This window comes from Campylobacter concisus, assembly GCF_002165785.1.
In the GTDB taxonomy this organism is placed as follows: Bacteria; Campylobacterota; Campylobacteria; order Campylobacterales; family Campylobacteraceae; genus Campylobacter_A; species Campylobacter_A concisus_W.
Window position 1 is genome coordinate 1 of record NZ_NDYO01000010.1, and the last position, 24,494, is coordinate 24,494.

A 24,494-nucleotide genomic window follows, 5' to 3' on the forward strand; every position below is an offset into this window, starting at 1 on the left:
CAGCCACAGCCAGAGCCTCAACCACAGCCAGAACCTCAACCACAGCCAGAACCACAGCCAGAACCACAGCCACAGCCAGAGCCTCCTTTACCAGCAGGAAGTATAAAAATTCCATTGTCGGCGTATGAAGGAGAAAGTGTATCTTCTGCACTATTAGACTCGTTTGCCTCTTCTATACCTAACGGATATCACGTATATAGACATACTGATGGTAGAGATTATCTAACTCCTAACGACCCTACTGCTCCTAGTGCATTTGAATATAAAGAAGGTTGGTACGTTAGTAATAATCTAGCTATTGGTCAAGATAATGCTAAAGGCCTAGCAGTAACTAGCACAGCAAAATCTTCAGACTACCGAGATGATGGTTCTGTAGCTAAGATAGTAGATCCTAATCCAAATTTAAAAGTATTTGGCTCAGATACTCCTAACAAGATAACAGTAGACAATACAAAGATAACATCTGTACATAGTGGAGTTGGAGAAGATAATATTGATGCTAAGAATGGTGCTGAATTAGTAGAAATTTCTGGTGGTTCTGGAAATGATGGTATAACCGTAAATAATTCTACGGTAAGTGGAAAAGCTGCTAAAGATTATAAGGGTAATGATATCAAAGAGGCTATCGTAGGTGGCAAGGGCGATGATAAGATCTCTGTGCAAAACGAATCTAACGTAAAAGGCAATATTTCTGGAGATCAAGGTGGTAATACTATTACTGTAGAGAGTGGCTCTAAAGTAGCTGGTTGGGTTTACGGCGCAAATGCTAAAACCGCCGACATGTATAACGAAACCGGAAATAACACCATAACCGTTACCGGAGAAAATACCGAAGTATCTCGCGTGGGCGACGTGAGTTCCGGCGATTCTAAGATAACGATCAGCGATAAGGCTAAGGTAAAATCTGTGCACGGCGATAAAGGCGCAGATACTATTACAGTAGACAACGCTACCGTATCAGAAAAAATCGAAGGCGGACACGGCGATGATAAAATTTACGTTAGAAACGGCGCTAGAGTAGAAGGCTACGTTACCGGAGATCTAGATAACGATACTATCGAGGTTTCGGGAGAAAATACTTACGTAAAAGAAGTAAAAGGCGGTAAGGGCGACGATACGATAACAGTCGAAGATAAAGCTAAAGTCTTTACTATAGAAGGCAACGACGGCACGGATACTATAAACGTTAAAAATAACGCTACCGTAGGTAACGTGTTCGGCAATGACGGTATAGACACCATAAACGTCGAAAACGCTACGGTAAAAGGAAACATCCGTGGTGGCGCAGGCGATGACGTGATAACCGCCAAAGGAAGTTCTTCAATAGACAATATATTAGGAGAGGCCGGAAAAGATACCATAACCCTAGAAAGCGGCGCTAAAGTAATAGGACAGATAAGAGGCGATACCAAAACCATGAATGATGTTCATCAAAAGCAGGTAACCCCGACCCTGGATATAGTAGACAAAGGTGCCGATGCTGATACTATAACTTTAAGCGGTGCAGGAACCAGTGCAGAAAAAATATTAGGCGGAGATGGCAACGATATTATTAAAGTAAAAGACGGCGCAAAGACCGATCTCATTATATCGGATGAAGGCAATGATGAGGTAACCGTAAGCGGTACGGGAACTTATGTTGGCGGTATAAACGGTAGAGGAGGAGATGATACTATCCTAGTGGAAAAAGGCGCAAAAGTAGACGGTATAGTGGGAAGATGGGGTAACGACAAGATAACCGTAAAAGATGCAGGCACTGTTGTAACAGAAAATGTAGAAGGCAACGAAGACGCCGACACAATTAAAATTTTAGACGGCGCAAGAGTAAAAGGATACGTTAGCGGCGGACTCGGCGAAAACCCTAGCATATACGGCGGAGCTTCAGATTCCGATAAGGATAACGTTACTGTCGAAAACTCTACTGTTGAAGGAGTTGTAGAAGGCGGCATATGGGGCGGTAATGATGGAATGAAAATTAAAAATTCTCATATAGGCGGGATATCCGGCGGAAACGGCGAAAATAAGATAGATATTTCAAATGTTACTAATTTAGATTCAAAGACTATTTGGGGTAATAAATTTAAGGATATCGTAAATATTGACGGAACGCTCATAAATTCCGAAATTAAAACAATTGAGGGCGAAGATATCGTTAATATTAACGCTGGTGCGACAATAAATAATATTAGTATAAATACTGGAGCCGATAAAGACACCGTAAATGTCAATGCCAACATTACTGCTGATGTAGGTAAGCAATCAAATATTATGACCGAGGGCGGCATAGATAAAGTAAATATCACTAGCGGTATAACGCTCACTAGCACTGTTATTAATACTGGTGCCGGCGAGGAGACTATAAAAATTAACGACGGCAAAACAGCCAATGACGAACGTATAGTATTTGATAGCTCCGAGCTAAATACCGGAGCGGATAACGATATAGTAGAGGTTACTAATACTACGTTTATGAATAGTAACAATAGAGCTTTATCGGCGTTACGCACCGACGACGGCGATGATAGAATTACTATAAAAGATGGAACTATATTCCAAGATATTTCTTATATACAAGCTGGAGATGGTAACGATAAGGTATATTTGGAAAGCGGTGCAAAATTTGATACCGGTAACGTATATACGGATGCAGGTAATGACGAAATATATGTTAATGGCGCAGAATTTAAAAACGGTGGAGTGCATAGTGGAACCGGAGAGGATAAAATTTTTATTAATTCCGGAACATTTGAGAATAGTAGTATAAAAGGCAATCAGGATAGCGATAAAATAACCGTAAACGGTAATACTAAGATTAAAGGTGGTAATATCGATACGGGCGCCGGAGCAAACGATAAAATAAATATTAACGGTAATGCAGAGATAGACGGTACGACGTTACAACTAGGCGCTAGTTCGGTTGATGGCGGTAAATCTACCGACAGAGCTACATTAAACGTAACCGGAAACTCCGTATTAAAAGACGTAACGATACAAGCTTCTCAATCTCTAGGCGAGCAATATATGAATTTCCATCAAAGCGGTGAAGCCAAAATTCAAACTATTACCGGTAGCAACAATAAGGATGTTATAGATATTACCGGAAACTTTACCGTTAGCGATAAGATAACGGGTAACGGCGGAGATGACGAGATAAATATTCACGGCGGAGCTACGGCAAAAATTCAACAAGCCGATATGGGTAACGGTAGTGATAAGTTAAATATCAAGAACGGCGCGACTCTAAAAGGAACGAGGATTTTTACCGGCGATGGTGTCGATAATATTACTATACAAGGAACCGTAGAGGGTTATTCTAATATATTTACCGGCGGTGACGACGATATAGTAAAGGTAAAACAAGGAGGACTCGTCAAGGATTCATATATCCAAACGCAAGGCGGAAAAGATCAAATTGATATCGAAAACGGAGGAAAATTAGAAAATTCCAAAATAACCGTTGGAGAAGGAGCAGCCGTAACCGTTCAAGGAACTCTCGACAAATCCACTATTGACGCAGGAAACTCCACCGGAAGCCTAGAGGTTAAGATATTAAATGGTGCCAATATAAACGTAGAGAGTAATCCGTACGGAGTATCGAAGATCATAGGCGGTAAGAACAACGATACGGTAACGATGGAAGGCGGTACTATAGCAAAAGGCGATATAAAATTAGGCAAAGGCGACGATATCGTAAAAATAACTGGCGGCGAGATAAAAGATAATTCTGCAATTGAAGGTGGCGAGGGTAAAGATACTATAACAATAAGCGAAAACGCTAAAATGATCGGCGGCAAACTTAATACCGGAGCCGGCCTAGACGACAAGATACTCGTTAAAGACGGCGGAAAGCTACACGATACCGAGATCATCCTTGGAGCAAATGAACAAGACGGCGGTCAATCGACGGACAGAGCTTTATTTGAGGTAACCGGTAGTTCGGAATTAAAAAACTTACAAATAAACGCCGCCGAATCTTCCGGCGAACAACGTATAAATTTCTATAACGATGCGGTCGCCGAAGTAAAAAGTCTTACGGGCAGCAACCAAAAGGACATTATAGATATAAAAGGCAAAGTTAAATTTAATAGTGAAATCCAAACGCGCGACGGTGACGACAAGCTTATTTTACAAAACGGGGCCGTTTTAGAGAATGGACTTAAAGCCGATATGGGTGGTGGTGACGATACCGTAAGAATAACTGGCACTACGATACAAAGCGATGCCAGTAAGAATAATCAAACTATTATAAACACCGGCGATGGAGTAGATACGGTAATAATAGAAAATTCCAAGATACTAAGCCCGGATCAAGGCCATATGAACAAAATAAATACCGGCGACGGAGTAGATACGGTAGATATTAAAGGCGATTCAGTCTTAAAATTCGCAGAAATAAATACCGGCGACGGAGTAGATACGGTCAACATCGGCGGCGAATTTTTTGCTTCGTATGCATACACCGAGAAAGGCGACGATATTATAAACGTAAACGGGCAAATCAAAGGCTGGTCGATGATTGATGCCGGAGAAGGCGGAGACGAAATAACTATAAATAGCGGAGCTAAATTATATGACGGAACCTCTATATACGGTAAAAATGGCGATGATACGATAACGCTAAAAAGCGGTATAGAGTTTATTGCCGATAGGAACGGTTCCCTTTTAGACGGAGGAGAAGGAAACGATACCTTCGTAATAGAAAAAGTAGCCGATATAAATAAAGACTACCTAGACGAAGCCGGCAATATATCCGGCCGCGTACAGATAAACGGCGATAGCGGTACGGATACGCTAAAAATTATGGATGATAGCGCAAGCCTAGATTTTAGCAAGACGGATATTTTAAGGATCGAAAGAATAGAGATGGGCGACGCTAGCAAAAACGTTACGCTAAGCGCCAAAAATATACTAGATATAACCAAGGGTGAAAGTAGTGCAAACCATATACTTGATATTCTAGGAGACAGCAACGATAGGGTCAATCTAAAAGATAGCGGTTTTACCCAATTGGCTGATTATACGGATGGTAACGGAAAAGTTTGGCATCAATATTCGGCGACGAATACCGAAAACATTTATGACGCATCTCGTACCGTAACGATACGAGTAGAAGATACTGTTGTGGTAGACATATAAATGACCAAATCATTAATCTCGGCTATTTAGCCGAGATTAATTTTTAAATAATTCTTTTCCATTCTCTACATTATTTCATTTAATATTAATCTTTTCTATCTGGTTTAATCTGAGAAATGGGTTATTTTTCTATTTCGCTAAATTTTTATAAAAATTCGGAGATAAATAAAAGGCTAGTTATTTAAAATTTAGCGAGCAAGAGCTTTTTAACCCACACTCGCTATAAAATTTCTATTTTCCCTCTGGGTCTAGGCCATTTAGGATATAGTTAACTTCATTGTCATTTAGATCGTAGTGCAGAAATTCTTTATAAAATTTCTTTGTCTCAGCTGCTATGTCCAAATCTTTAAAGATTTCAGGATGTAAAGTCTTGGCCGCCCATAAAATTTGCAAAGCTCCCTCAGCTCCGTATCTATCCCAGCTAAAAACACCCGCTGGATTTATATTTGGTATCTCTTCCGCATTGATTTCTAGCATATTGCCGTTTGCTTGTACTGCATTTGTGCCACCTGCGACACTTATCCATTCATCGATTATTGTATTTGAACCATCTACTTTGAATAAATTTTTACCCTCTGCTATGTGAAGCACTTTTGGCCTCTCATTTTGAGCTATCTTACTAGTTTTGCTTAGTACTTTTTGGAGATTTTGATCAAAATAGTCATTAAATTTTTGAGCTATCTTTGGGGCATCGCCTCCTATGGCATCAGCCATGATAGCTATGCTCTTTTTCATATCAGCATGGTTTGTAAATGACGGATAAAGGACGTTAAAGCCATTTTTTGTTAGCTCTTCTTTGTTCTTTTTGTCTGCGGCTATCACGATATCAGGACTTAGCTTGACTAGCTCTTCTACTTGTAGACTCTTGCCATTTACGCCATTTGGAATGCTTGAAATTCTAGGGTATATATGTGCAAACCATTTGTTGTTTTTTTATGAGATCGGTTGTTGCGACTATTTTGTCAGCACCACCTAGCATCAAGACGATTTGGTTATTTGCATACCAAAGCGTAGCGATCTTTTCTACGTTTACAGGGACTTTGACGATGTCGCCAGATATGTCTTTAACCTCTCTAAACTCAGCCGCATTTATACTAAAAGCAGCCATCAACGCCACTAAGGTAGTAAAAATTTTTCTTATTTTCTTCCTTTTTATGAAATATATATTTTTATATTTAGAATTTGTGAATAATATATATTGCTACCTTAATATGCAATTTATAAATAATATATTTTTATAATTTAAGAACTTTATCGGATATAAGAATGGCTAAAATTTTAAAATTTATAAGAAAGATTTCCCTCTCCATACAAGATGGAAGGGAAATTTAAGCAAGAAGTAAATTGCTTATTTCTCAAAAGCTTTTTGCAAGCTAAATGGAAATGCCTGATAGCCCATCGCATTTGTCATCTTTATCTCGATGCTAGGCTCTTTTGCGCCCCACTCAAACTCATCGATGTGCGGACTAGGAAGTCCTACTGGGCGACCTTTTGCGATGTCAAACTGCATGCCAGCAACGGCTGAGTAGACCATAACGCTATCAAGGTCATCTTGATACTGCGTAAGGCTAGTAACCGAGCTATACCACTCTTTACCGCGCTCTTTGCCGTACTCCCAGATCTGCTCAACGGTCTTTTTGTTCTCATCGATCTTATAAACGACCGCGCGAGAATACTTCATGCCAGCGATAGCTGGTTGCTCCATGCCCCTTGTGTCGCCGTTGTCAAAGACGCTTAGATAAATTTCGCCTTTTTTAGACTTGCTATCTATCCTAAATGCAGTGTGTTGCGTCCATTGCCAGTCAAAGCCACCTTTGTCGCTCTCGTATCCTGGGCACTTTGAGTACTCATCTTCGCAGACGATCTTGTTGCCTTTACTATCAACTGGCTGAAGGAGCTTGTCTTTAAATTTATCGCTCCAGCCCTTGTGAGCGCCCATGATCCATTTTATTTGTTTATCTCGGCCGATCTTGATAACTGCGTCTTGGTGGCGGCTTGAGATGATGATGCTATCATCGCTCGGGTCATAATCCACGCTATTTACGTGCGCCCAGTTGCGTCCCGGACCAGCGCCAACTATGTCGCCCCATTTATCATGCGTATCCATAGACTGAAGCTCATCAGAGCTTGCTGTGTGGCCTGCTTTTTTAGCGTCTATATTTAAGCAAACTGCGCCTTGATCAAGCGTTTTTAGCACGATATCGCGGTAAGGATCGAGGATTTCATATAGTCTAAAGTCATCAACTACGTTGCCGTCGCGGTCAAGCTCAACGATGACGTCGCGCACTGTTCTTACGTTTTTGCCATCAGCCCTTTTGTAGTCAGCGTTTGCCACGCGCAAGAAGTAGTGTCCGTTTTGTGCTACGTCCATCGAGTGAGAGAAGTCGTTGTAGCTAGCTGGTAGCTCGCGGTTGAAAATTTCTCTACCCATGATGTCGTATTTTGCGTATCTTTGGCCATATCCCCAAGTCATAGCGCCGTCGTCATTTTGCTTAAAGCCCATCATAACGCCAGCGTGAAATGGCTGTTTAAGATCATAAATTTTACTTGGCTCAAGGTACCATCTAACCTCACCTTTTGTATCAAGGATGAAGTTATTTGGGCTGTAGTTCCACTCGATCGCACCGCCAGCTGGGTTGTTCCAAACGACTTTTGTGCCCTTACCTGTCTTATTTACAAAGTTATTTACATAGTAGAGGCGGTTTGCAAATTTAGCACTCGCAGGCTTAGTAACCTCGATCTTGTCAAATAGCGCGCCCTTTTGATTTGGTGTGCCAGCGCTCTCTAGGTAGATAGCTGGGGCGTAAATTTTATAGCTCTCTTTTATATGCTCAGTCTTGCCCTTATAGCTCTTGTCGTACTCGACCTCGACGGTGTTTTGATAATCAGGATACATGCCAAAAACTGGTATGCCGCCATGTGTGCGAAGATGCTTGTCAGCCACTTTGTAGCTTATCACCTGACCGCCTTGCTTCGGCACGATAGTGACCTTAGCGTTGCTTAGTGTGTAGCCGCCATTTTTGATGACTGCTGTAAGTGGGGCAGTATCGTATGGATTTACAACTACTTCGCCTATTTGCCCAGTGATAGCATAGTCTAGTTTAGCCCCGCTTGGGCCGCCTATCGCAAAAGCGCTCGAGCAAAGCACAGAAGCTAGCGCAACACAACTCAAAGTCTTTTTCATAACATCTCCTTTAGATAAATTTTATAAACTCTACTCATAAAGCTTATAAAATTTAGAAAAAGCCTTGGTTTAGCCAAGGCTTAAATCAGTAAAAGGAATAACAAAAATGATTTGCTTTGTGTGTAATTGTAGTAAATCTTTATAACATAAATTTCACGCTAAAGTTAATACTAGCTTAAAATTTAAAAATATATTTAGAATTTATTAAATAGCGTATTCAACCTCGTTATCTTCACCATTTATAAGGTCAAAGATCTTAGCTTTTAGCTCAAAGTACTTTAGATCATGCACGCCAAAATTTGGATTGATTATCTCTTTTATGATCACGCCACCGTGTAAGATCACGATCTTATCAGCCAAAAATAGCGCCTCATCGATATCGTGTGTGACAAAGATAGTGGTTTGAGTCTTTGACATCTGCTTTAAGCTTTTTTGTAAATTTGTCCTTGTTATTGGATCAAGCGCAGAAAATGGCTCGTCCAAAAACAGCACCTCAGGGCTTAAGCTAAGTGCCCTTGCTATGGCGACACGCTGCTTTTGACCGCCGCTTAGCGAGTGCGGGAAGAGTTCAGCCTTGTGAGAAAGGCTAACAAGCTCCAGAAATTTGCTAGTTCTCTTTTCTTGTTCAAATTTATCCTTTATGCCAGAGCATTTTAGGGCAAATTTGATGTTATCTTTTGCGCTTAGCCACGGCATTAGCGAGTAGGTTTGAGTGATGATCTGGCGCGATTTGTCTAGTGAAATTTTCTTTGTATAAATTTTATTTTGCATTGAAATTTCACCGCTACTAAGCTCGCTCGTGCCACTTAGGATGTTTAAAAGTGTCGTCTTGCCAGAGCCACTGCCACCAAGCAAAACGCAAAATTCATTCTGCTTTATCTCTAAATTTATCCCTTTTAAAATTTTAGCGTCACCAAAAGATTTGGTTAAATTTTTTATCTTTATCATCGTCCAAGCCTCTCCCCTGCGTATCTTTCAATGAGCGAAAAGATGAAATTTATCACGATACCTATCACGCCGATCACAAAAATCACTGCCATTACGCTATCTATCCTAAGCTGGTTTCTAGCGTCTATTATGAGATATCCTAGCCCACTTTGCGCTCCAACCATCTCGCCAACTACTAAATTTATCCAAGCAAGGCTCGCAGCTAGTTTTAGCCCTGAGATGATGCTAAAAAGGCTTGCTGGCATGATGACGCCAGTGATTATTTGCATTTTGCTAGCTCCAAAGCCACGAGCTGCCAAAACAAGCTCATTTGGCACGCTTTTTACGGCATTTATAGTAAGAAGTAGCATAGGGAAAAATATCGCATAAGCGATGATGAAAATGGTAGGTTTATCTCCGATGCCAAAGGCAAGGACTATCAAAGGTATCCACGCAATCGGCGAAATAGGACGCAAAAGCCCGATAAGCGGCTCAAATGCGTTTGCAAATTTTGGAAAAAGTCCAAATATAAGTCCAACCAAAACCGCAACAAACGAGCCAACGAGAAGTCCTATGATGTATCTAATGAGTGAGTCAGTGATGCCAAGAAGCAGTTTACCGCTTTTTGCAAGCTCGAAAAATGCGCCTACCACCTCTTTTACGCTTGGTACTAAATCCCCACTAAAAGCTTGCCAGATAAGCAAAGCTAGGGCTAAAACGAGAATTTGAAAAAGGTATTTCATCTTTGCTCCAAATATGAGTTTATATCTAAATTTGCTAGTTTTTGATTGCCTAAATTTTTGCTGATTAGAAATTCTTTTAGCTCCTCTAGCTCCTCTGCTTTTAGGCTTAGATCGTCGTAGCTTACGATCTCTTTATCAAGTACTAGCTTTAATAAATTTGCATTTTGACTTAAGATCTCATTGCCCAAGAGTGCGCTTTTTTCGTGATCTTTTGTGATAAAGCTTGCAGCTTTTCTAAAAGCATCTAAAAGCTCGTTAAAATAAGGCTTTGAAAGGATCTCTTCTTGAAAATTTAGTGTGCAGCAGATGTGGTTTGGCTTTATATCTTTTGAAAAAAGTAAATTTTTCGCCCTGCCTTTAAAATTTACCGCCATTTGCCCAAATGGCTCAGCCACGATGTAAGCGTCTATTTGATGGCTAAGAAGCGCAAAAGGCATCTCAGGTGGCGCCATCTCGGTGACATCTGCGCTCATATTTTCACGCTTTAAGATCGTATCAAGTAAAAAATAGTGCATGCTAAATTTTGAAGGCACAGCGATCTTTTTACCAGCAAGCTGCTTAAGACCAGCCACGTCGCTTCTAGCCACAAGGGCTGAGCCATTTTTATGAGCTGATAGCACAGTCTTTATCTTCGCGCCATTTGCTCTTAGCATAAGACCTAGTGGAGCTAGCATAAAAGCCCCGTCGATCGCCCCTGCCCTTAGCGCCTCAGCTAGATCAACCCAGCTAGCAAATTTAATAGGCACTATCATAAAATTTTCACTTTTATAGAGCTTTGAAGCGATGATACATAGATGATCGCTTATCGGCACAAAGCCTATTTTTACGCCGATCTTTGGAGTGCTTGCTAAAGCTTTTTGGCTACTAAGAGCCAAAAAAGAGCCTAAAATTTGTAAAGCGTAACGCCTGGTCATAAATTTTCCTGAATTTTATTTTAAGTGTGTAATTATAGTAGCCAAAGCTAAAATTTACACTAAATTTATCCCAAATCAATCTCTGTGAAAATTTTTGATGATATAATCCAAGACTTATCCAAAAGATAAAATTTACTTGCATAAGGAGCAAAAATGCAAACAAACGACGAAATTTTAGGTATCAAGATCCAGAAATACGGACTTGATAAAGAGGCTAAGCCAAATGAAAAAGGCTTTTATGACTACAAAGACGAGGCAGAATTTACAGACTACTCAAACGCTATCTCACTTTATAAAAAAACCTTTCCAAATAAGCAAAAAGTAATTGAAGAGACACCTGATCCAGCCGTTAGCGAAATGCTCCTAAAAATGCAAGATATGGGGATCGAGACTGTTTTTGATAGATTTGACAAGCAAAAGCCACAATGCACCTTTGGCATGGCTGGAATTTGCTGTAAGATCTGCTTTATGGGGCCATGTAAGATAACATCAAAGGCAACTCGTGGCGTGTGCGGTGCTGATGCAGACGTCATCGTAGCTAGAAATTTACTCCGTCACGTAGCTGGCGGTGCTGCGGCTCACGGCGCAAGAGGCAGAGAAAACATGCTAGCTCTTAAAAACGCAGCAACTGGCAAGCTAAATATCCCAATAGAAGGCGAAGAGAAAGTGCGTGCGGTCGCAAAGGCTTTTGGACTTGATGAGAGTAAAAGCATAAACGAGCTTGCCTCGCAGATCGCTGATATCTTGCTTGAAGATCTATCTCGCACCTTGCCACAAGAGCATAAAGCCATAAAGACCTTTGCTCCAAAAGAGCGTCAAGAGGTGTGGAAAAAGCTTGACATCTTGCCAATAGGCGTCTATCACGAGGTTACAGAGAGCCTTCACAGAACGAGCACTGGCACAGATGGCGACTGGCGAAATGTAATGAAGCAGTTTTTCCGCACAGGCCTAGCTTACGCTTGGTCAAGCACGCTTGGCACGTCTATTGCGATGGATTGTCTATTTGGTCTGCCAAAGCTAAATGACTCAAAGATAAATTTAGGCGCTATCAAAAAAGGCTACGTAAATATCGCACTTCACGGACACTCTCCACTTTTAGTAAGTGTCGTCGTTAAGCTTGGCAAGAGCGAGAAATTTCAAAATTTAGCTAAAGAAAAGGGTGCGCTGGGCATTCAGTTTTATGGTGTTTGCTGCAACGGACTTTCAGCTATGTATCGCTACGACGGCGTTATACCGCTTTCAAACGCAGTTGGCGCAGAGCTTGTTGTTGGCACAGGCGCGCTTGATCTTTGGCTAGCTGACGTGCAAGATGTCTATCCTACCGTTATGGAGGTAGCAAGGTGCTTTAAAACGACAGTCATCACTACAAGCGACTCTGCAAGGCTTCCTGGGGCTGAGCACATCGGCTTTGATCATCATCACTCAAATATGAGTGAAATTCACGAGATCGCAGAGAAAATTTTATATAGAGCGCTTGAGAGCCATGAAGCCAGAAAAGGCATACCAGTGCATATCCCGCAATACGAAGTCGAAGCTAAAATGGGCTTTTCACTAGAAAATGTAAATAAAATTTTTGGCTCAACGCAGGTTATCGCTGATGCGATAAAAGAGGGCAAGATCCTTGGACTTGTAAATTTAGTCGGCTGCTCAAATCCACGCGTAGTTTATGAAAAAGCTGTCGTAAACGTAGCTAGAACGCTTCTAAAACACAATGTCCTAATAATGACAAACGGCTGTGCCTCATTTCCGCTACTAAAAACAGGACTTTGCAATGCAAATGCGCTTGAATACTGCGGCGATAGCTTGAGAGAATTTTTAGCCCCTTATAAGATCCCGCCGGTCTGGCACATGGGCGAGTGCTTGGACAACGCTAGGGCTTCAGCGATGTTTAATGCGCTTAGTCAAAACTTAAGCACTGACATCAAAGACCTGCCATACGCATTTTCAAGCCCTGAGTGGTCAAATGAAAAGGGCATAGATGCCGCACTTGGCTTTAGACTACTTGGAATTTCATCTTACCACTGCGTCTTTGCCCCTGTTCAAGGCTCAAAAAATGTTGAGGAATTTATGGCAAATGGCACATTGCCGATCCTTGGCTCAAAAATGGTAGTAAATCTTGATCCTGTCGCACTTGCTGAAAACATCGTAGCTGACATGAAGTCAAAACGAGAAAAACTTGGCTGGTGAGCTGATAAGTGGCATAAGCCATCAGTTTATTCAGCCAGTAAATTCGCTAAAACTAATGCTAAGCTCGTGCATAATGTTAAAAAAAGAAGGTAAATTAAGCGATGAGGAGCTAATAAATTTACTTGAAAAAGGGCAAAGCTCGGTCAAACTTCTTTCAAGTACTATTGAAATTTTTATAAAAGCGCTGAAAATGTGAGCGAATTTGAGGTGCAAACAAGCGTTAAAAACCTAATAACTCTCATGCACACAGAGCTAAGCCGTGCAAATGTTAGTGTAAAATTTGGCGGCTTTAACGAACAAAAAGTTCGTCAGATAGAAAATATAATCCAACAAATTTTACTAATCCTAATACACAACGCAAAAGACTCACTTGTCGAAAGCTACAAAGATGAGCCACTAAAACGTATCATCGAGATAAATTTAGAAGCTTTGAAGATAAGTGCTACATCGGAGTTTATGACAATGGAAATGGCGTAAGCGAGCAAATGAGTGAGAAAATTTTTACTTGGCTAAATACCACCAAAAAGTAAGGAAATGGCATAGGACTTTATTTTGCTAAAAAGCTAGCACAAGAAAAGCTAAATGGTGACGTAAGACTCGTAAATAACGCAAAGCCAACGGTGTTTGAGCTAAGTTTTGATATAAATTTAAAGGACTAAAATGCAAGAAGTCTTAGAAATTTTAAAAAAGACGTCCGTTTTGGTAGTCGAAGATGACGATATGGCAAGAGGGCTTATTATTAGTGGGCTTAAACCTTATTGCAAACAGGTAATTGGTGCTTGCAATGGACAAGATGGCGTAGAGAAATTTAAAAAGCAAGGCTTTGATATTGTGATGAGTGATATTCACATGCCAGTGCTTAATGGCTTTGAGATGATGAATGAGATGAAGCGCATAAAACCGCACCAAAAATTTATCGTCTTTACCTCTTATGATAGCGATGAAAATTTGATAAAAAGCATGGAGGAAGGGGCGATGCTTTTTTTAAAAAAGCCTATTGATATGAAGGATCTTAGGTCAATGCTTATTAGTTTAAGTTTTGAACGAGATGAAAAGCTAGTTTATTTAAGCGATGAGGTGAGTATAAATTTAAAAAGAGAGAAAATTTATAAAAACGGCATTGAAATTTATCTTAGCTTCTTGCAAAATAAGATATTTTGGCTCTTTGCTTATAATCTAAATAAGCTAGTTACTTATGAGATGATAGAAGAATTTGTCTATGAAAGCGATGTTAGCAAGGCGGCTATCCAAAATGTGATACTTCGTCTAAAGCGTGAGCTTGGTGTGAAATTTAAAAATATCAGCGAGAGTGGATATATTTTAATCACAAAGTCTGAATGATTTAGGATTATCGCTACCTTGTACCATAGTACAATATACAAAAGTAATTAAATATATTAAAATACCGACAAATAAAAATAAGGAATAAAGATGGCAGCAGTAGCTGGTATAGTTAAAAGTGTTTTATCTGATGTTATAGCGATAGACCAAAATGATCATGTAAGAGTTTTAGACGTAAATGATAAAGTATATATCGGAGAGGCTATAAAGGGCGAGAGCGAAAGCTCAAGCATTACAATCACTGCAAATGATGGACAAGATATATCAATAAACGGATACGATACTCTTTGGCTAGATAGTAGCGTAGTAAGCGATGATGTTGGTGAGTCTAGCATAGATACTGACGCATTGTTTAAAGCGCTTCTTGGCAATGATTATGTATCGATTTTAGATCATATAAATGAAAAAGTAGATGATATCCTTAGTGCAACCAATTTAGAGCAAGAAGAGCCAAATGATGAGGCTAGCGTAAATATTAGTTTTAATGAAATAGATCCAAATTTAGCAAATGAGCATGGATTAAGAGAAGATGATCTTTTAGCTAAAATGAATGAACATAAAGAGAGCGATAAGCAGGTAGATCCTAGCTTTGAACATACAAATCTTAACGCAACTACGATATATATAGATATCGATAACGACTTCAATAAACTTTCATAAATTTGAGCTTTTTGCTCAAATTTCTTCTGTTTTAAAAAACTCAAATTTATATAATATCCTCTATAATAAGCTAAAAATTTCAAAGGAAAACGATGAAAAAAATTCTAATCATCGCAGGCTCTTGTAATAGTGGCACAGCTGGGCTTCAAGCAGATATAAAAACATGTGCTAGGTTTAATTGTTATAGTGCAACAGCGGTAACTTCTTTGGTCGCTGAGACTACGGATGCCGTAAAAAGCGTGGTTTGCTTAGAGCCTAGTTTTGTCAAAGATCAGCTAAATACGCTTGCGGAAGAATTTAGCTTTGATGCGATTAAGATAGGTATGTTATTTAGTGAGGAGATCATGGAGGTGGTGCATGAGTTTTTACTAGCTCAAAATACCAAAGTAGTGCTTGATCCAGTTTGCGTCTCAAAAAGCGGACACAAGCTTATAAAAGATAGTGCAGTGACAAAGCTAAAAGAGCTAATGAGCTTAGCAACGGTAACTACTCCAAATTTAGATGAGGCAAATGTGCTTTTTGGTGATGATTATAAAGATTTGCCTTGTGACGTCATCGTAAAGAAACATATTAGCGAAGATAGCAGTATAGACACACTTTATAAAAAAGATGGTTCGCTAAGAAATTTTAAGACCCCACTTGTTAATCCGCTTGTAATGAGTGGGACTGGTTGTAGCTTCTCAACTGCACTTGCTTGCTTTTTAGCAAAGGGCAAGAGCTTAGAGGAGTCTATACAACTTTCAAAAGAGTATATTTGCTCTATCATAAAAGAGAGCATAGATACAAAACTTGGTAAAAATCGCCTACTTTGGCATGGAGCGAAGTAAAATTTATCCCTCTGATCTTTGCACGGCAGCTGAGTGAGTGATGATGTCGTGTAGATTTAGTTTATCTTTTCTAAAGAAACAAAGGCAAAGTCCAAGTATGCTAAAGCCAGCAAAGGCAAAGCAAATTTGGCGCAAGATGGTGTGAAAAAAGCTTAGTTTTCTACCGGTTTTTAGGTTTATTAGATAAATTTCTTGTGCTTTGTAGCCCGGAGTTTGTGCTTTTATGCTAAAAAAAAGGCACATTATAAGTGAGATCAGGCTATTTGCACCAAAAATAGCAATTTGGTTATGCAAAAATGCCTCTTTGCCATCAAGCACAAGATATGTTGTCGCATAAAATATAGGCATACCGATGATAAAAAGATCGATGATAAATGCCTTTACTCTAGCCCAAACAGGTGCGATTCTTGCCTTTTGTTTTGCCAACTCAATTTCCTGTATTTATGTAGATACGGCTAAATTTCTCCCAGTCATATAGATAGACTAGGTTGTCACTCTCGCCGCTATCATGCGTGACGCAGAGCATAGTAGAGGCACATGAGACCTTGCACCAGTGACTATAGAGATCAAGTTTTTTGATATCGCTTTCTAGCACGCCAAAACAGCCTATATACTTATAAATGCTAAGATCAAAAAAGCTTTTATTTTCAGTCCTTAGCAGGCGTTTTTCGCTATTTCTTTGCATTAAACTAGCTCTACGCCTTTGCCATTTACTACTTCGCCGATCACGTAGCCATCGCTACTAGCTAGGACAGCATCTGCGTTTTCTTTTGGCACAACTAATATCATGCCAACGCCCATGTTAAAAGTCCTCATCATCTCGCTATCTTCTACTTTTTGGGCGAGGATTCTAAAAATTTCAGGCGTTTTTATAGTACTTTTTTGTACTTTTGCACCAAGTCCAGCAGGAAAGACGCGAGGCAAGTTTTCAACTATGCCACCACCAGTAATGTGAGCCATTGCCGTAATCTTATCTTTTAATCTTAAAAAGTCGCTAACGTAAATTCTTGTTGGCTCAAGAAGCACGTCGATGAGCTCGCGATCGCCTACTTTTTCATCAAATTTTAGTCCAAGCTCGCTTACTACTTTTCTTGCAAGAGAGAAGCCATTTGAGTGCAGGCCACTGCTTGGAAGTGCGACTAAAACGTCACCAGCTTTTACAAATTTGCTTCTATCGATCTCATCAGCCTCAGCGATACCAACGGCAAATCCAGCAAGGTCAAAATCACCCTTTTCATACATCGATGGCATCTCGGCTGTCTCACCACCTATTAGCGCGCATTGAGCCTTTTTGCAACCATTTGCAATGCTTTTTACTACCTCTTTGGCACTCTCTATCTCAAGCTTTGCTGTTGCGTAGTAGTCGAGGAAAAAGAGTGGTGTAGCGAAGTTGCAGATGAGATCATTTACGCACATTGCAACTAGATCCTCGCCCACGCCGTCAAATTTCTTAGCATCGATAGCTAGGCGAAGCTTTGTGCCAACGCCATCAGTCGCTCCCAAAATGGCTGGATTTTTATATCCGCTCGGTAGCCTGACCGCTCCTGAAAATGACCCAATGCCGCCTATAACGTTTGGTGTTTGTGTAGATTTTACAAAAGGCTTTATCGCCTCAACAAAGCTATTTCCAGCATCTATATCCACTCCAGCATCTTTATAGCTTATCATCTTTGCCCTTTTTTGTAATTTTTTAAAACTTTAGCCAAAAGTTGCTAAAATTGTCATCAATTTTCAAAAATGGAGCGAGTTTGCAGAAATTTCCAAACGCTTATGTCGTCACAGGCTCGATCTCTAGCGGTAAAAGCACGGCTATAAATTTGCTAAAAGAACGAGGCTTTAGCGTGATTGATGCGGATGTGATCGCTCATGAGCAGCTTGAAATTTGTAAATGTGAGATAGTGGAAGTTTTTAAAGAGCAAATTTTAGACGAAGCTGGCAAGATCGATCGGCAAAAACTTGGTGCCATTGTTTTTAATGATCTAAAAAAATTAAAAATTTTAGAGCAAATTTTGCATCCAAAGATAAAGGAAGAAATTTTATCTCGCGCTACGAAACTTGAGTGCTTGGGGCAGGTTTATTTTGTTGATATCCCTTTATTTTTTGAAAAAGAGGATCGCTACGCTGAGTTTAAAAATGTAGCAGTGATTTATGCGCCAAAAGAGCTTTTGCTAAGCCGCTTAATGAACCGAAACGGTCTAAAATTAGAAGAAGCAAAAGCAAGAGTGGAGCTTCAGATGGATATCGAGCAAAAGCGAAAAAAGGCAAATTTTATAATAGATAATAGTGGCGATAAAGAAAATTTAGAGCAAGAACTAGAGAAATTTCTAAGGCAAATTTGTGGCTGAGTTTATATAAATTCGGCAAAAAGTAGAGCAATTTTAAAGGAAAAATAATGCAAGTTTCAAAGTACAACGCTAGCGGTAATGATTTTGTCATATTTCATACATTTTTGAACAAAGATAGAAGCGAGCTAGCAAGGCAAATTTGCAGCCGAACAAACGGCGTGGGAGCTGATGGGCTAATAGTACTTTTGCCTTATGAAAAGGGCGTGAAATGGGAGTTTTACAACAGCGATGGAAGCTACGCTGCGATGTGTGGCAACGGCTCTCGTGCGGCTGCTAGATATGCCTATCTAAACGGCCTTGTAAGTTCAAACGAATTTGCTCTACTAACTGGCAGTGGCGAGGTGATGGCAAGCGTGAAAAACGAGTGTGTCGAGGTTGTGCTAACAAGTCCAAAAATTTTAAGCGAGCCACTAAATGAAGGCGGCAAAACTTGGTATTTTTACGATACTGGCGTGCCTCATCTTGTAAATTTCACACAAAATTTAGATGAATTTGACGTCAAAGAGTGCAGGGCACTTCGCCAAAAATACAATGCAAATGTAAATTTAGCCAAATTTGATGGCGGTGTTTTAAAGGTTAGAACCTATGAAAGGGGCGTGGAGGACGAGACGCTAGCTTGTGGCACTGGCATGGCGGCTTGTTTTTACGGAGCTACTTTAAATTTAAACGCGCCGCAATGCCTAAAAGTCTATCCAAAAAGCGGCGAGGAGCTTGGACTTAGACTAGAAAGCGGCAAAATTTTATTTAGTGGAGCGGTGAAACACTGCTTTAATACGAGTATTGAAATTTAGCTTTTAGGGTGAGTTTAAATACTTGCTCCAGGCTAGTCATAGTAAGTAATTTTTCAAATTTACATCACTAAAATTTGTACTCGGCTGATGAAGTAAAATTTTATATGTGGTTTTAATTTGAAATTTGAATACAAAATAACTAAGTTAAAATCTCGAAAAATAAATTTTAATAAAAATTTGATAGGAATTTAAAAAAAAGAAAATCTCCGCCGAAGCGGAGAAAAGGTGTTATTTCAAAGCATCTTTTGCTTGTTTTGCAAGTGCCGCAAATGCCTTCGCGTCATTCATAGCCAGATCAGCTAAAATTTTTCTATCAAGTTCGATCTTAGCTTTATTTAAGCCGTTGATAAATCTTGAATAGCTAATGTCGTTTAGTCTGCAAGCTGCGTTGATACGAACGATCCATAAACGTCTGAAATCACGTTTTTTCTGGCGTCTGTCGCGGTATGCGTAAACTAAACTTCTCTCTAGTTGCTCTTTAGCTTTTCTAAAGTGTTTATGTCTAGCACTGAAAAAGCCACGTGCTAGCTTTAAAACTTTCTTATGGCGTCTTCTTCTAACTACGCCTGTTTTTACTCTTGCCATATTTATCCTTTTACAAATTGGCGCTCACGAAGTGAGTCTTGCCCCTAAATTTGGGGGAGTTTGAATGACTTTTTGTCAAAAACTTAAATCTACGCTGCTTTTATACGCCGAGCATTTTGCGAACGGCTGAGACGTTTGTGCTATCCACGTAGTGTGGGCCACGAAGGTCTCTCATACGCTTAGTAGGTTTTTTTGTTAAGATATGGCTTCTAAAAGCAGAGCCTCTTTTTATCTTATTTTTACCTACTTTAAAGCGCTTAGCAGCACCGCGAACGGTTTTCATCTTTGGCATGCTAATCCTTTTTGAAATTTTATACGCAATTGCGTAAGTTTTGGATTATAGCGAAAAATCCTTTAGAAAATTTAAATTTCACTTAGACAAAATTTGCAATAAATTGACATTAAACTTAAAAAAATTTTAAAATTTATAATTGAATTATTAAAAATTGCATATAATCACATAAAGAAATTTTATTTCACTAAAGGAGTAAAAATGAAAGGCAAAATTCTTGCATCAATCGTCGCTATGAGTGCGATCTTAGGCACAAGTAGCTTGGCATGCACTACTATTTTAGTAGGAGATAAAGCTTCAAATGACGGCTCCATGCTGGTTGCCAGGAGCGCAGACAGCAAGGCTGTAAAGGCACAAGTCTTTTTGATCCATCCAGCAAAAAAGAATCAAACTGGTATGCATAGCTCAAAGGCACATGACGGCGCAAATGACTTTACATATCCACTTCCAAAAGATGGCATGAGATACACAACCATCGCAAACTCTCATACAAAACTTCACGGAGCAGTCGGCTACAACGAGGCTGGCGTTGGACTAAGCGGCACTGAGACTATCTACGCAAAAGATGAGCTTTTAAAGATCGACCCATATAACGAAGAGACCGGCATCACCGAGGACGACATCCCAGACGTGCTTTTGCCACGTATGAAGAGTGCAAAAGAGGGCGTTAAGCTTCTTGGCGAGATAGTGGAGACAAAAGGCGCTGGCGAGGGCTTTGGCGTGGTATTTGTCGATGCAAACGAGCTTTGGTACTTTGAGACTGGCACAGGTCATAAATGGATCGCTTCAAAGATCCCACAAGATGAGTATTTCGTCACTGCAAACCAAGGCAGACTTCACGCTTATAAAGAGAATGATCCAAATTTCATGGGCGCAAAAGATGTCATCAAATTTGCGATCGATAACAAGACCTATGACCCTGCAAAAGACGGCGAATTTAACTTTACAAAGGCCTATACAAGGGATGATGAGAGAGATGTGACTTATAACTACCCACGTGTTTGCTGGGTTCAAAGCATGTTTAACCCAAGCCTAAAACAAGACTTCGCTGACGGACAAAAATTTCCAGTATTTTTAAAACCAGAGAAGAAACTAAGTGTCGAGGATCTAAAAGCTGCGATGAGAGCCCACTACAACGGCACGCCATTTGATAACTACGCTAGCAAAGATGAAGATAAGAAAAACATCTACCGCGCTATAAGCGTCTTTAGAACATACGAGTCTCACGTCATGCAGGTGCGTCCATGGCTACCAAAAGAGATCGGCCGTGTGACCTACGTCGCTCTTGGCATGGCTGATCTTAGCGTTTATTTGCCGTATTACGAGGGGCTTGATAGCTTTATAAAAGGCTACTCTGATGGCTCATACGACGCTGATGATACTTCGATATATTGGGTTTATAGAAAGCTTCAAACCCTTGTAATGATTGATTATGAGAAGTATTCGCCAGTGGTAAAAGAGGCCTACGCTAAATTTGAAAAAGAGTTGGCGGCAAAACAGGCCAAATTTGAAGATGAGTACGTAAAGCTTTATAAAAAAGATAAGAAAAAAGCGGACAAACTCCTAAATGAATTTAGTAAAAAGACTATGCAAGAGGCTAAAGACTTAACTCAGGAGCTTACAAATAAGGTCTTTACCATGCTTACAGCCGATATGGACGCTAAGCTAAAATCTTTAAATAAAGGCAAAAAAGACTAAAAATTTTGGGCGTGAAATTTAGTAGTGCCCAAACTTTAAACAAAAATTTGGCAAAGAGCGTTTATAATGCGGCAAAAATTCACTACAAAGGAAAAACGCTGATGCCTTGTCCCATGCATAAAGCTCGTTAATCTCGGCAAAAAACATATCAGCAATTTTCAAAAAACACGCAAATTTTTAAACAATTTTACATTTTTTCAAATTGATATAAATCCATTTTTGCTAGCAGGCCCGCTACATTGTAACTATATTTTTAAAAATAAAACTAAGCAGTGTTTGAAATTTGGCAAGGATCTTTTTAGCAGGGTTTTTTATAAATTTTACTTTAGCTTAAGAAGAAGTGGGTGTCATCCACCGTGTGTGGTGTGACCTAGACTTGTGCGCAGCGCAACAACATTGAACGTGCTGGGGGTTTAGGTCGCAGGGATAAGGGGGCGGTTTCGTAATTCTAGCCCCCTTGTACCTGCATAAAAATATTCAAGGTTGCTGTGCTTTGCACAGTTTTATAGTAGTCCGCAGAGCGAATTTTCATCTGCAAAGTTAAATTTATAAAGGATAAAAATGATAAAAAGTTATATTTTAGGTTTTCCAAGAATTGGAGAGAAAAGAGAGTTAAAGCGTGCATTAGAGGGCTTTTGGGCTGGTAAAGAGGGTTTTAGCGAAGAGAATTTGCAAGAGACTGCAAAGACACTTCGCCAAAGACATTGGAAATATCAACAAGACGCTGGCATTTCGGCTATTAGCGTAAATGATTTCTCATTTTACGACCTAATGCTTGATAACATCATCGCCTTTGGTGCTACACCTCCAAGATTTGCAAATTTAAGCGGCTTAGAGCAATATTTTGCTTGCTCAAGGGGCAACAAAAATGGCGTTGCGATGGAGATGACAAAGTGGTTTAACACAAACTACCACTACATCGTGCCTGAGCTTAGCAGCGAGAGTAAATTTAGCCTAAAAGCTGACAAAATTTTAGCCGAGTACAAAGAGGCAAAGGCTAACGGCGTAAAAGGCAAGGTAAATTTGATCGGCCCTATCACATTTTTGGCTCTTTCAAAAACGACTGATGGTAGCTGCCCATTTAAGCACCTTGATGCGCTTGTAGGCGAGTACAAAAAGCTAGTTGAGCAAATTTCTAAGCTTGATGATGAAATTTTAGTGCAGTTTGACGAGCCGATCTTTGTAACTGATAAAAACGAAAGCGACCTTTTGCCACTTATCACAAAGGTCTATAACGAGCTAACAGGCGTAGCTAACAACGTTAAAATCGTATTTGCGACATATTTTGAGCATGCGATCAAGGCAGTTAGCGAAGTGGCTAAAACTAAAATTTACGGTATCGCGCTTGACTTCATCCACGGCAAGAGAAATTTCGAAGCACTTGAGACTATCAAAAACAGCCATTTAACGCTATTTGCTGGCGTTATAGACGGCAGAAATATCTGGAAGAGCAACATCGATGAAAAAGTAAAACTTGTAGGTAAAATTTCAGAAAAAATAGGCGGTAAAGACTTTTACATCGGTACTTCATGCTCACTTCTACACGTGCCATACACTCTAAAATATGAAGAGAATTTAAACCCAGAGATCAAAAGCTGGCTAAGCTTTGCGGTCGAGAAGCTTGATGAGATCAAGATCATCACAAAACTTGCAAACGGCGAGAAGCTTGATGAGAGCGAAACAAAAATTTATGAAGAGAACAAAAACGCTGTTAAAACTCGCGCTACTTCAAAGCTCATCCACTCTGATAGCGTTCAAAACCGCATCAAAAATTTAAGCAAATTTGAGCGTGACGAGAAATTTGAAGATCGCATCAAAATCCAACGTGAAACGCTAAAATACGGCATCTTGCCAACAACGACAATAGGCAGCTTCCCTCAAACGGTTGATCTTCGTGTACTTCGCCAAAATTTTAAAAAAGGCGAGATCGACGCAGCTGCTTATGAAGCTGGTATCAAAAAATATATCGATGAGTGCGTGAAATTTCAAGAAGATATCGGCCTAGACGTGCTAGTACACGGCGAGCCAGAGAGAAATGACATGGTTGAGTACTTTGGCGAGCAGATCAGCGGATACGCATTTAGCCAAAATGGCTGGGTACAAAGCTACGGCAGCCGCTGCGTCAAGCCACCACTTCTCTTTGGTGACGTAAGCCGCCCAGAGCCAATGACTGTTAAGTGGATGAAATACGCTCAAAGCATCACAAAACACGTAATGAAGGGCATGTTAACTGGACCTGTGACTATGCTAAACTGGAGCTTTGTGCGTGACGATCTTCCAAGAAGCGAGGTAGCAAAACAGCTTGCACTTTGTATCTATGACGAGATCGCAGATCTTCAAAATGCGGGCATCAGAGTGATCCAAGTCGATGAGGCAGCATTTAAAGAGGGCTATCCACTAAGAGCTGAAAATATCCCAGCTTATGAGAAATTTGCGGTTGATTGCTTCAAGCTTTCAGTAAGCTCAGCCGAGGCGAAAACTCAGATCCACACACATATGTGCTACTCTGAATTTAATGATATTATCAAGACTATCGAAGCAATGGACGCTGATGTTATCAGTATCGAGACTGCAAGAAGTGGCAACGAGCTACTTAAAATTTTCAAAGCTATTGGCTACAAACAAGAGGTCGGACCTGGCGTTTACGACATCCACAGCCCACGCGTGCCAAGTGTCGAGGAGATCGTCGCTCAGATCAAAGCTCTGCTTGAAGTCTTGCCAAAAGAGCAACTCTGGATCAACCCAGACTGTGGCCTAAAAACCAGAAAATGGGAAGAGGTCGAGCCAAGCCTTAAAAACATGGTAGAGGCTGTCAAGATCGTAAGAGGTCTATAATCCAAATTTTAGCGTCTAGCAAGCCTAGG

General features: G+C 40.2%; 22 protein-coding genes. 11 read left to right on the forward strand and 11 right to left on the reverse strand.

Translation table 11 applies throughout. The features are described from left to right. Positions 1 to 5,136, forward strand: a 5,136-nt coding sequence (locus B9N62_RS10535) for a beta strand repeat-containing protein (RefSeq protein WP_180382181.1), incomplete at its 5' end; no start/stop codon positions are given. A 231-nt stretch (positions 5,137 to 5,367) separates the two neighbouring features. Here the strand turns inward: B9N62_RS10535 and B9N62_RS07825 are convergent. From B9N62_RS07825 to B9N62_RS07845, 6 genes are all read right to left on the reverse strand, one after another. Beyond that, a complete protein-coding gene (locus B9N62_RS07825; protein ID WP_307772221.1) occupies positions 5,368 to 6,045 on the reverse strand; it encodes an ABC transporter substrate-binding protein in 678 nt (225 codons plus the stop codon). Beyond that, complete coding sequence (locus tag B9N62_RS10955) at positions 6,035 to 6,244, reverse strand: hypothetical protein (RefSeq protein ID WP_307772220.1); 210 nt, start codon at positions 6,242 to 6,244, stop codon at positions 6,035 to 6,037. The genes B9N62_RS07825 and B9N62_RS10955 overlap by 11 nt, the downstream gene beginning before the upstream one ends. Before the next feature lie 240 nt (positions 6,245 to 6,484). Then, positions 6,485 to 8,320 carry an aryl-sulfate sulfotransferase gene (locus B9N62_RS07830; protein WP_087585037.1) on the reverse strand — a complete coding sequence of 612 codons (1,836 nt, stop codon included), beginning with the start codon at positions 8,318 to 8,320 and terminating at the stop codon, positions 6,485 to 6,487. Between the two features lie 204 nt (positions 8,321 to 8,524). Continuing rightward, the gene (locus B9N62_RS07835) at positions 8,525 to 9,268 is read right to left on the reverse strand and encodes an ABC transporter ATP-binding protein (protein WP_087585038.1); all 744 of its coding nucleotides are present in this window, start codon (positions 9,266 to 9,268) and stop codon (positions 8,525 to 8,527) included. Further along, the gene (locus B9N62_RS07840) at positions 9,265 to 9,990 is read right to left on the reverse strand and encodes an ABC transporter permease (protein WP_087585039.1); all 726 of its coding nucleotides are present in this window, start codon (positions 9,988 to 9,990) and stop codon (positions 9,265 to 9,267) included. Before B9N62_RS07840 ends, B9N62_RS07835 begins: the two co-directional genes overlap by 4 nt. Next, complete coding sequence (locus B9N62_RS07845) at positions 9,987 to 10,904, reverse strand: ABC transporter substrate-binding protein (RefSeq protein ID WP_087585040.1); 918 nt, start codon at positions 10,902 to 10,904, stop codon at positions 9,987 to 9,989. Before B9N62_RS07845 ends, B9N62_RS07840 begins: the two co-directional genes overlap by 4 nt. A 153-nt stretch (positions 10,905 to 11,057) precedes the next feature. On the opposite strand from B9N62_RS07845, the gene cooS reads away from it, so the two are divergent. The 6 genes from cooS (at position 11,058) to B9N62_RS07870 (ending at position 15,919) form a co-directional block, all read left to right on the forward strand. Continuing rightward, on the forward strand, positions 11,058 to 13,091 hold the full coding sequence (cooS, locus tag B9N62_RS07850) for an anaerobic carbon-monoxide dehydrogenase catalytic subunit (protein WP_087585041.1): 2,034 nt from the start codon (positions 11,058 to 11,060) through the stop codon (positions 13,089 to 13,091). Further along, a complete protein-coding gene (locus B9N62_RS10820; protein WP_257640225.1) occupies positions 13,081 to 13,287 on the forward strand; it encodes a hypothetical protein in 207 nt (68 codons plus the stop codon). The genes cooS and B9N62_RS10820 overlap by 11 nt, the downstream gene beginning before the upstream one ends. After that, positions 13,284 to 13,568, forward strand: coding sequence for a hypothetical protein (locus tag B9N62_RS10825; RefSeq protein WP_257640226.1), 285 nt, complete (start codon positions 13,284 to 13,286; stop codon positions 13,566 to 13,568). Before B9N62_RS10820 ends, B9N62_RS10825 begins: the two co-directional genes overlap by 4 nt. A gap of 183 nt (positions 13,569 to 13,751) precedes the next feature. Next, entirely contained in the window at positions 13,752 to 14,432 is a 681-nt protein-coding gene (locus tag B9N62_RS07860; protein ID WP_087585042.1) for a response regulator transcription factor, read from the forward strand. 90 nt (positions 14,433 to 14,522) lie between these two features. Beyond that, positions 14,523 to 15,092, forward strand: a complete 570-nt coding sequence (locus tag B9N62_RS07865) for a hypothetical protein (protein WP_087585043.1) — start codon at positions 14,523 to 14,525, stop codon at positions 15,090 to 15,092. 92 nt (positions 15,093 to 15,184) lie between these two features. Then, positions 15,185 to 15,919, forward strand: coding sequence for a hydroxymethylpyrimidine/phosphomethylpyrimidine kinase (locus B9N62_RS07870; RefSeq protein WP_087585044.1), 735 nt, complete (start codon positions 15,185 to 15,187; stop codon positions 15,917 to 15,919). 3 nt (positions 15,920 to 15,922) lie between these two features. On the opposite strand, the gene B9N62_RS07875 is transcribed toward B9N62_RS07870, so the two are convergent. The 3 genes from B9N62_RS07875 to purM are packed head-to-tail and all read right to left on the reverse strand — an operon-like array spanning position 15,923 to position 17,587. Next, positions 15,923 to 16,345, reverse strand: a complete 423-nt coding sequence (locus tag B9N62_RS07875; RefSeq protein WP_087585045.1) for an RDD family protein — start codon at positions 16,343 to 16,345, stop codon at positions 15,923 to 15,925. A gap of 1 nt (position 16,346) precedes the next feature. After that, the gene (locus B9N62_RS07880; RefSeq protein ID WP_087585046.1) at positions 16,347 to 16,604 is read right to left on the reverse strand and encodes a hypothetical protein; all 258 of its coding nucleotides are present in this window, start codon (positions 16,602 to 16,604) and stop codon (positions 16,347 to 16,349) included. Continuing rightward, positions 16,604 to 17,587 carry a phosphoribosylformylglycinamidine cyclo-ligase gene (gene purM, locus B9N62_RS07885; protein ID WP_087585047.1) on the reverse strand — a complete coding sequence of 328 codons (984 nt, stop codon included), beginning with the start codon at positions 17,585 to 17,587 and terminating at the stop codon, positions 16,604 to 16,606. The genes B9N62_RS07880 and purM overlap by 1 nt, the downstream gene beginning before the upstream one ends. Before the next feature lie 80 nt (positions 17,588 to 17,667). On the opposite strand from purM, the gene coaE reads away from it, so the two are divergent. Together coaE and dapF are read left to right on the forward strand one after the other, a co-directional pair. Continuing rightward, the gene (gene coaE / locus B9N62_RS07890) at positions 17,668 to 18,264 is read left to right on the forward strand and encodes a dephospho-CoA kinase (protein WP_087585048.1); all 597 of its coding nucleotides are present in this window, start codon (positions 17,668 to 17,670) and stop codon (positions 18,262 to 18,264) included. 47 nt (positions 18,265 to 18,311) lie between these two features. Next, entirely contained in the window at positions 18,312 to 19,055 is a 744-nt protein-coding gene (gene dapF, locus B9N62_RS07895; RefSeq protein WP_087585049.1) for a diaminopimelate epimerase, read from the forward strand. A gap of 228 nt (positions 19,056 to 19,283) precedes the next feature. Here the strand turns inward: dapF and rplT are convergent, their stop codons facing one another. Both rplT and rpmI read right to left on the reverse strand, forming a co-directional pair. Beyond that, the gene (rplT, locus tag B9N62_RS07900) at positions 19,284 to 19,640 is read right to left on the reverse strand and encodes a 50S ribosomal protein L20 (RefSeq protein ID WP_004317321.1); all 357 of its coding nucleotides are present in this window, start codon (positions 19,638 to 19,640) and stop codon (positions 19,284 to 19,286) included. 100 nt (positions 19,641 to 19,740) lie between these two features. After that, positions 19,741 to 19,932, reverse strand: a complete 192-nt coding sequence (rpmI, locus tag B9N62_RS07905; RefSeq protein ID WP_021090212.1) for a 50S ribosomal protein L35 — start codon at positions 19,930 to 19,932, stop codon at positions 19,741 to 19,743. 201 nt (positions 19,933 to 20,133) lie between these two features. Between rpmI and B9N62_RS07910 the strand changes: the two genes are divergently transcribed. Then, positions 20,134 to 21,630: a C69 family dipeptidase gene (locus B9N62_RS07910; protein WP_087585050.1), complete on the forward strand. Its 1,497-nt coding sequence runs from the start codon at positions 20,134 to 20,136 to the stop codon at positions 21,628 to 21,630. Between the two features lie 561 nt (positions 21,631 to 22,191). Beyond that, positions 22,192 to 24,465 (forward strand): 5-methyltetrahydropteroyltriglutamate--homocysteine S-methyltransferase, encoded by a 2,274-nt coding sequence (gene metE / locus B9N62_RS07920; RefSeq protein WP_087585052.1) that lies wholly within the window; start codon positions 22,192 to 22,194, stop codon positions 24,463 to 24,465. Positions 24,466 to 24,494 lie beyond the last annotated feature (29 nt).